This window comes from Micromonospora sp. USAFONa4 (genome assembly GCF_057197825.1).
The window spans coordinates 6174065-6183296 of sequence record NZ_CM170072.1; the positions used below are offsets into that span (position 1 = coordinate 6174065).

General features: G+C 74.0%; 4 protein-coding genes. 3 read left to right on the top strand and 1 reads right to left on the bottom strand.

Annotated features, from left to right (window positions below; genetic code table 11):
* The first annotated feature begins 39 nt into the window (after window positions 1-39).
* Together mhpA and AC0OO9_RS27165 are read left to right on the top strand one after the other, a co-directional pair.
* Window positions 40-1617, top strand: coding sequence for a bifunctional 3-(3-hydroxy-phenyl)propionate/3-hydroxycinnamic acid hydroxylase MhpA (gene mhpA, locus AC0OO9_RS27160; protein ID WP_484513349.1), 1578 nt, complete (start codon window positions 40-42; stop codon window positions 1615-1617).
* 29 nt (window positions 1618-1646) lie between these two features.
* Window positions 1647-2534: a class I SAM-dependent methyltransferase gene (locus AC0OO9_RS27165; RefSeq protein ID WP_132240759.1), complete on the top strand. Its 888-nt coding sequence runs from the start codon at window positions 1647-1649 to the stop codon at window positions 2532-2534.
* 68 nt (window positions 2535-2602) lie between these two features.
* Here the strand turns inward: AC0OO9_RS27165 and AC0OO9_RS27170 are convergent, their stop codons facing one another.
* Window positions 2603-3364 carry a thioesterase II family protein gene (locus AC0OO9_RS27170; RefSeq protein WP_151454782.1) on the bottom strand — a complete coding sequence of 254 codons (762 nt, stop codon included), beginning with the start codon at window positions 3362-3364 and terminating at the stop codon, window positions 2603-2605.
* A gap of 284 nt (window positions 3365-3648) precedes the next feature.
* Between AC0OO9_RS27170 and AC0OO9_RS27175 the strand changes: the two genes are divergently transcribed.
* Window positions 3649-9198: a type I polyketide synthase gene (locus AC0OO9_RS27175; RefSeq protein WP_484513352.1), complete on the top strand. Its 5550-nt coding sequence runs from the start codon at window positions 3649-3651 to the stop codon at window positions 9196-9198.
* The last annotated feature ends 34 nt before the right edge of the window (window positions 9199-9232 follow it).

A 9232-nucleotide genomic window follows, 5' to 3' on the forward strand; every position in this document is an offset into this window, starting at 1 on the left:
CGACACCGTGTCCGACCGACCCCCGAGGAACCGATACCGATGCTGATGACCGACGTCCTGATCGTGGGCTACGGCCCCGTCGGTGAGATGCTCACGATCCTGCTGGCGCAGCGCGGGCTCACCGTCACGGCGGTCGAGCGCTGGGCCACCCCGTACAACTTCCCGCGCGCGGTCTCGTACGACGGGGAGGCGAGCCGCATCCTGGCCGCCGCCGGCGTCGCCGACCGGCTCGGACCGGTGGTGGAGTCGTCGGGCGAGTACACCTTCAAGAACGGCTTCGGCCGGACCCTGCTGCACGTCAAGGTGACCGGCGACGGCCCGATGGGCTGGCCCGACTCGGTCTCCTTCTACCAGCCCGGGCTGGAGGCGCTGCTCGCCGAGCGGGGCGCGGAGCTGCCGGGCGTGACGGTGCTGCGCCCGCACCAGGTGACCGGCCTGGTCGAGCACGACGACCGGGTCGAGGTCACCGTCGCCGGCCCGGCGGGCGAGGAGGTCCACGCGGCCCGCTGGGTCGTCGGCTGCGACGGGGCCAACAGCTTCGTCCGGGAACACCTGGGCAGCGGCGTCACCGACCTCGGCTTCACGTACGACTGGCTGGTCTGCGACGTCGTGCCGCACGAGGCCCGCGAGTTCAAGCCGAACAACCTCCAGGTCTGCGACCCGGCGCGCCCCCGCACGGCCGTGTCGGCCGGCCCGGGGCACCGGCGGTGGGAGTTCATGCGGGTGCCGGGGGAGAGCCGGGAGGAGTTCGAGACCGTCGAGAGCGTGTGGCGGCTGCTCGGCCTCTTCGACATCACGCCCGACAACGCGACCCTGGAGCGGTACGGCGTCTACACCACCCAGGCCTGCTCGGCCGACCGCTGGCGCTCCGGCCGGATCCTGATCGCCGGCGACGCGGCGCACGTGATGCCGCCGTTCATGGGGCAGGGCATGAGCTCGGGTTTCCGCGACGCCCTCAACCTCGCCTGGAAGCTCGACCTGGTGCACCGCGGCCTGGCCGACGAGGCGCTGCTGGACACCTACCAGGAGGAGCGCTGCGCGCACGTGCAGCACGCCATCCGGATGTCCATGGACTCGGGCACGGTGATCTGCGAGACCGACCGCACCGCCGCCGCCGGCCGGGACGCCGTCATGCTCGCCGAACTGCGTCGGCGCACCTCCCGGCCGCGTACCCGTTCCCTGCTGGAACCCCTGGCCGGCGGGGTCCTGCACGCCCGTACGGCCGAGGCCCCGGCGGCCGGCGCGGGCGTGCCCATGCCGCAGGGGCGCGTCGAGGTCGACGGTCGCGCCGGGCTCTTCGACGAGGTCGTCGGCACCGGCTTCGTCCTGGTCTGCGCCGAGGACCCCGACGACCTGCTCGACGCGGACGCCCGGGCCTTCCTGGACTCGCTCGACGCCCGGGTCGTCCGGGTCGTCCCCGCCGGCGCGCCCGCCCCCGGTCCCGGCACCGCGCCGACCGCCTTCGACCTCGACGACGTGTACCTGTCCCACCTCAAGCGGTACGACGCCGTCGCGGTGCTCGTCCGGCCCGACTTCTACGTATTCGGCACGGCAGCCGACCCGGCCGGTGTGCCCGCGCTCGTCGAGGACCTGCGCCAGCAGGTCCGGCGCGGCTGATCGGCATCCACCCCTCGGAAGGAACCCACATGTTCGAGAACCTGAAGATCGCCGGCCGGGCGATCCGCACGGTCTTCACCGCCGACCCCATCACCCGGGTCCGGCGCTTCTACGAGATCCAGTCGCCCGACGTCGAGTTCGCGGCCCGCCGCACGCACTACATGAACGTGGGCTACTGGGAGGACGGCGTCACCGACCTCGACACGGCCGCCGAGGCGCTGGCCGACAAGCTGGCCGACGCCGCCGGGCTCAAGCCGGACGACACCGTCCTCGACGTGGGCTTCGGCTACGCCGACCAGGACTTCAAGTGGCTGCGCGAGCGCCGGGTCGCCAAGGTGTACGGGCTCAACATCACCCCGCACCACGTCGAGGCGGCGCAGCGCCGGGCGCAGGAGGAGGGCCTCGCGGACCGCACCGACTTCCGGCTGGGCAGCGCCACCGAACTGCCCTTCGAGGACAACACCTTCGACCGGGTCGTCGCCCTGGAGTCGGCATTCCACTTCTACCCGCGCAGCGCGTTCTTCGCCGAGGCGCTGCGGGTGCTGCGCCCGGGTGGCGTGCTGGCCACGGCCGACATCATCCCGGTCAGCGGGGACGTCGTCCGCGCGGCCATCCAGTCCGGCCCGCTGAGCTTCGTCAAGTTCAGCATCCCGAAGGAGAACTGGCACGACCGGGACACGTACCGGCAGGAGCTGGTCGAGGCCGGCTTCGCCAACCCGGAGGTGCACTCGATCAAGGAGCGCACCTGGGAGGGCTGGCGGGCGTACATGGCGGGACGCACCAACGACCCCGAGTTCCGCGCCGTCGTCAAGCCCGCCGTACGCAAGAGCATGGCCGCGCACTGGAAGAACCAGGACCTCATGAAGCGCGAGATGGCGCAGCTCGACTACGTGATCGCGGTCGGCCACAAGCGGTGACGCCCCGCACGGACGAGGGGCCCGCCGACCGGTCGTGACACCGGTGGACGGGCCCCTCGTCCGTGGGATCAGACGGCGGGCGCCGCGGTCAGGGCCGTCGAGATGGCCCGCAGGACCGCCGGCTGGTGCTCGGCCAGGAAGAAGTGCCCGCCCGGGTAGACCTTCAGGTCGAACGGCCCGGTGGTGTGGGTCGACCAGGCCCGGGCCTCCTCGACCGTCGTCTTCGGGTCGTCGTCGCCGGTGAAGACGGTGATCGGGCAGCTCAGCGGCGGACCCGGCCGGTAGGTGTAGGTTTCCGCGGCCCGGTAGTCGCTGCGGATCGCCGGCAGCGCGGCCCGCAGCATCTCCGGGTCCCCGAGGACGGCGGAGTTGGTGCCGCTGAGCTTGCGGACGTCGGCCAGCAGGCCCTCGTCGTCGAGCAGGTGCACCGTCTCGTGTCGCGCCTGCGACGGCGCACGGCGTCCGGACGCGAACAGGTGCGCCGCCGTACCGCCGTCCTGCTCGATCAGCCGGGCGAGTTCGAAGCCGACGCTGGCCCCCATGCTGTGCCCGAAGATGGCCACCGGCTCGTCCAGCCACGGCCGCAGCACGGTGAAGACCTCCCGCGCGAGCTGGTGGATGTCACCGATGCACTTCTCGTGGCGGCGGTCCTGCCGGCCCGGGTACTGGATCGACAGCACCTCGACGGCGGGGGAGAGGCTGCGGGAGACGGGGAAGTAGAAACTGGCCGACCCGCCGGCGTGGGGCAGGCACACCAACCGCCTGGCGCCACCCGGAGCCGGGTGGAAGCGTCGCACCCACAAGCCGTTGTCGGTATTTGGCGTGGTCATCCTTGGCGGTCCTTCCGGCGGCTGCGTTTCCCGACCGGATCTGCACGGACCCGGTCGAGGCGACGCTAGTGCGACGGGTGGGGACCGGACACCCCTAGCTGGCCCGTTGCCTGGTTAGGGGTTGTCCGCGCTCGCGCACACCCAATAACTTCTCCCGGCAGATGGGGATCTGCGTGGCTCTCGGCCGAGCGAGCCGAACGACAGATACAGGTGTCGCCTGAGACTTCTGCGCATTCGTACCGTCGCTTACGTCGAGTCTCCGCCGTGAATCGCGATGGGCTGGGTTGATGGACACCGAAGACAAGCTCCGGGAGTACCTGAAGAGAGTCACCGCCGACCTGCGGCGGACCCGGCAACGGCTCCGTGACGTCGAGGCCGATGCGCAGCAGCCCATCGCGATCGTCGGCACCGGCTGCCGGTTCCCGGGCGGGGTACGCACGGCCGAGGAGCTGTGGGACCTCGTCGCGGCCGGCGGCGACGCCATCGCCTCCTTCCCCACCGACCGTGGCTGGGACCTGGACGCGCTCTACGACCCCGAGCGGTCCCGGCCGGGCACCTCGTCGGTCCGCGAGGGCGGCTTCGTACCCGACGCCGCCGAGTTCGACCCCCGGCTGTTCGGCGTCTCGCCCCGCGAGGCCCTCGCCATGGACCCGCAGCAGCGGCTGCTGCTGGAGACCTCGTGGGAGGCCGTCGAGTCGGCGGGCATCGACCCCACCAGCCTGAAGGGCGCCCGGGTCGGGGTCTTCGCCGGCATGACCCACAGCGGGTACGCCCACCCGCCGGAGACCCCGCCGGCGGGCGTCGAGGACTACCTGGGTCTCGGCAACGCGGGCAGCATCGCCTCGGGTCGGGTGGCGTACTCGTTCGGGTTCGAGGGGCCGGCGGTGACGGTGGACACGGCGTGCTCGTCGTCGCTGGTGGCGTTGCACCTGGCGGTGCAGGCGCTGCGGTCGGGCGAGTGCGACCTCGCCCTGGCCGGCGGCGTGACGGTGATGCCCACCCCGGCGGTGTTCGTCGACTTCACCCGGCAGGGCAACCTCTCCCCGGTGGCCCGGTGCCGGGCGTTCGCCGACGCGGCGGACGGCACGGCCCTCGCCGAGGGCGTCGGGATGCTGCTGGTGCAGCGCCTGGCGGACGCGCAACGCGACGGCCGCCGGATCCTGGCGGTGGTACGGGGCACGGCGGTGAACCAGGACGGTGCGTCGAACGGGCTGACGGCGCCGAATGGTCCCTCCCAGCAGCGGGTGATCCGGCAGGCGTTGGCGTCTGCGGGTCTGTCGGCGGCCGACGTGGATGTGGTGGAGGCGCACGGCACGGGCACGACGCTGGGCGACCCCATCGAGGCGCAGGCTCTGCTGGCGACGTACGGGCAGGGTCGGGATGTGCCGTTGTTGTTGGGGTCGGTGAAGTCGAACATCGGTCACACGCAGGCGGCTGCCGGGGTGGCCGGGATCATCAAGATGATCTCGGCGATGCGGGCGGGTGTGGTGCCGGCGACGCTGCACGTGGACGCGCCGTCGTCGCACGTGGACTGGGCGGCGGGTGCCGTGGAGCTGGTGACGCGGACGCGTGAGTGGCCGGCGGTGGAGCGTCCCCGGCGCGCGGGCGTGTCGTCGTTCGGCATCTCCGGCACGAACGCGCACGTGATCCTGGAGCAGCCGGAACCCGAGACCGATCCCGGGACCGAGGCGGAACCGGCGGCGGGCCCCCTGGGGTTGCCGGTGCCGTGGATGCTGTCGGGGCGCTCCGAGCGGGGCCTGGCGGGTCAGGCGGCGCGGTTGGCGTCGTTCGTGCGGGACCGGTCCGTGTCGCCGGTGGACGTGTCGTGGTCGTTGGCGACGACCCGGGCGGCGTTGGAGCACCGGGCGGTGGTGTGGGGTTCGTCGGTGGACGAGCTGGTCGCCGGTCTGTCGGCTGTCGCCGGGGGCGGGCCGGCGGTGTCGGGTGTGGTGTCGGCGGGTCGTCGGGCGGTGCTCTTCACGGGTCAGGGTTCGCAGCGCGCCGGCATGGGCCGGGAGCTGTACGACGCGTTCCCCGACTTCGCGGCGTCGTTCGACGCGGTGTGCGCGGAGATCGATCCGCACCTGCCGCGTGGGTTGCGCGAGGTGGTGTTCGCGCAGGCCGGTTCGGCCGACGCCGCGTTACTGGACCAGACCGTGTTCGCGCAGGCGGGTCTGTTCGCGGTGGAGGTGGCGTTGTGGGAGCTGCTCGCATCGTGGGGTGTGCGGGCGGACTTCCTGGCGGGTCACTCGATCGGTGAGGTGACGGCGGCGTACGTGTCGGGGATGTTGTCGTTGGCGGATGCGTGTGTGTTGGTGGCGGCGCGGGGTCGGTTGATGCAGGCGTTGCCGGCCGGTGGCGTGATGGCGGCGGTGGGTGCGTCGGAGGAGGCTGTCGCCGAGTTGATCGGCGCTGCGGGTGTGGCGGTGGACGTGGCGGCGGTGAACGGCCCGGCGTCGGTGGTGGTGTCGGGTGCGGCCGGCGAGGTGGCCTCGGTGGTGGCGGCCTGCCGTGAGCGGGGTTGGCGGGTCAAGGAGTTGTCGGTCAGTCACGCGTTCCATTCGCGGTTGATGGAGCCGATGCTGGAGGAGTTCGCGTCGGTGGTGGCGGGGCTGGACTGGCAGCCGCCGAAGATCCCGATCGTGTCGAACGTGACCGGCGCGGTCGCGGAGGCCGTAGAGATCACCGATCCCGGCTACTGGGTGCGGCACGTGCGGCAGCCCGTGCGCTTCGCCGACGCCGTACGGACCCTGCACGGGCAGGACGTGACGCACTTCCTGGAGGTCGGCCCCGACGCCGTGCTCACCGCGATGGCACAGGACTGCGTCGAGGCGACCGGCGACGTCCGGTTCACCGCCACGCTGCGAGCCGGCCAGCCCGAGCCCGACACGCTGCGCACCGCCCTCGCCGAGCGGTACGTCACCGGCGGCCACGTCGACTGGACCGGATACCTCACCGCTGCCGGGGCACGCCCCCGCACGGTCGCCCTGCCCACGTACGCCTTCGACCACCAGCGCTACTGGCTCAACACCACCGCCGGCGGCGCGGGCGCGCCCGGGCTCGGCGTCCGCCCCGTCGACCACGCGCTGCTCGGCGCCGCCGTACGCGTGGCCGACGACGACGTACGGCTCTTCGGCACCGAACTCTCCGCGCGTACCCACCCGTGGCTCGCCGAGCACGTCGTCTGGGACTCGGTCGTGGTGCCCGGCGCCGCCCTGGTCGAGATGGTCCTGCACGCGGGCGCGCAGGTCGGCTGCGACACCCTCGACGAGCTGACCCTGGAGGCACCGCTGGCGCTCACCGGGCAGGACGCCCGGTCGGTGCAGGTGAAGCTGGGCGCGGCGGACGAGGAGGGACGCCGGCCGGTCACCATTCACTCGCGGGCCGCCGCCGACCCGGACGGGGAGTGGGACCGGCACGCGGCGGGTGTCCTCGCACCCGCCGCACCGCAGCCCGACGGGGCCGGGCCGGCGCCCTGGCCGCCCACGTCCGGCACCGCCGTCGCGGTCGACGAGGTCTACACCGAGCTGTCCCGCCTGGGCGTCGAGTACGGCCCGCTCTTCCGTGGCCTGCGCGCGGTCTGGCGTACCGACGACGAGGTGTGCGCCGAGGTGGCGGTGCCCGACGGCACCGAGGTCACCGGCTACGGCATCCACCCCGCCCTGCTGGACGCGGCCCTGCACGTCGTCGGCCTGCTCGACGCCGACCAGGAGGCGTCCGGCGTACGCCTGCCCTTCGCCTGGACCGGCGTCACCCTCTCGGCGGTCGGCGCGACCGCGCTGCGGGTACGCGTCCGGCGCAGCGGCGGCGGGGTCACCCTGACCCTGGCCGACCCGGCCGGCGCCCCCGTCGCCCGGATCGGCTCCCTGGTCTCCCGCCCCGTGACCGCCGAGCAGGTACGCGGCGCCGACGCGGGCGTCGACTCCCTGTACGACGTCGCCTGGCAGAGCGTCCCGGCGGGCGCCCCGGCGACCGCCGACGCGGTGCTCCTCGGCGACGCCCCGTCCGACCTGGCGGCACTCGCCCGGTACGGGCTCGCCGAGCTGGCCGACGCGGTCGACGTCGGCCTGCTCGACACGGAACTGGTGCTGCTCGCCGCGTACGCCGACGACGAGCGCGCCCCGGTCCCCGCCGCCACCCGGACCCGGCTCGCCGCCGTGCTGACCGCCGTGCAGGGCTGGCTCGCCGACGACCGGCTGGCGGAACGGCAACTGGTCGTGCTGACCCGGGGGGCCGTCCCCGCCGGCGACACCGGCCGCACGACCGACCTGCCCGGCGCGGCGGTCTGGGGCCTGCTGCGCTCGGCCCAGGCGGAACACCCCGGCCGCTTCGTGCTGGTGGACCTCGACGAGGCACGGCGGCCGGAGCCCGGCACGATGGACCTGGTGGCCCGCGCGGTCGCCACCGGCGAACCCCAACTGGCGGTCCGGGACGAGCGGGTGCTGGCACCCCGGCTCACGCCCGCCGTCCTCGACCCGGCGCTGGGCGCCGACCTCGACCCCGACGGGACGGTCCTGGTCACCGGGGCCACCGGCGCCCTCGGCGGACTGCTGGCCCGGCACCTGGTCGGCACGCACAAGGTGCGCCGGCTGCTGCTCGTCAGCCGGCGCGGATCGGACGCCCCCGGCGCGGCGGAGCTGCTGACCGAGCTGACCGCGCTGGGCGCGCAGGTCCGGTTGGCGGCCGGCGACGTGGCGGACCGGGACTCCCTCGCCGCCCTGCTGGCCGGCGTACCCGCCGAGCACCCGCTCACCGGCGTCGTCCACGCCGCCGGCGTCCTCGACGACGCGGTGATCTCGGCGCTGACCCCCGGACGGATGTCCGCCGTGCTCTCCGCCAAGGCCGACGCCGCCTGGCACCTGCACGAGCTGACCCGGGGGCGGAACCTGGCGATGTTCGTCCTCTTCTCGTCGGTCGCCGGCGTCCTCGGCGGCCCCGGGCAGGGCAACTACGCCGCCGCGAACGCGTTCCTGGACGGCCTCGCCCAGCACCGGCGCGCCGCGGGCCTCGCCGCCACCTCCCTGGCCTGGGGCCTCTGGGCCGCCGACAGCGGGATGACCGGCGCCCTCGACGCCGCCCAGCGGCAGCGGATGAGCCGCAACGGCCTCAGCCCGCTCGACACCGACCAGGCGCTACGCCTCTTCGACGCCAGCCTGCGCGGCGGCCGCCCCCACCTGGTGCCGGCGCTGCTCGACCCCGCCGCGCTGCGCCGCCAGGCCGACGCCGGCCAGCTCCCGGCGCCGCTGCGCGGCCTGGTCCGGGCCCGGCGGCGGGCCGTCGCCGGCGGCGGCGACGGCGGGCCGTCCTTCACGCAGCGCCTGGCCGGCACGCCCGAGGCGGAGCGCGGTCGGCTGGTGGAGGACCTGGTCAAGGCGCAGGTCATCGAGGTGCTCGGCTACCCGCCGGCCACCGTCGTGCCCTCCGGGCAGACGTTCACCGGCCTCGGCTTCGACTCGCTGACGGCGGTGGAGCTGCGCAACCGGCTGACCGCCCTCACCGGGATCCGGCTGCCGGCGAGCCTGATCTTCGACTGCCCCACGCCCGCCGCCCTCGCCGACTTCCTGCTTGTCGACGCCGCCCCGCCGGCGCCCGAGGCGGGCCTGTTGGCCGAGCTGGACCGGCTGGAGGCCGCGTTCGCCGCGACCGGGCCGGAGGAGCTGGAACGACTGGCCGGCGACGACGAGACGCGGACCGCCGTGGCGGTCCGCCTCCGGGCGCTGGTCACCAGGTGGAGCGACGCCACCGATCGGCCGGCCGACGTCAGCCAGGCCCTCGACGAGGCCTCGGACGACGAGCTGTTCGACTTCATCGACCAGAAGTTCGGCCGATCCTGACCACGAGTCCGCCGCTTGCCCCTTAGCGACAGGT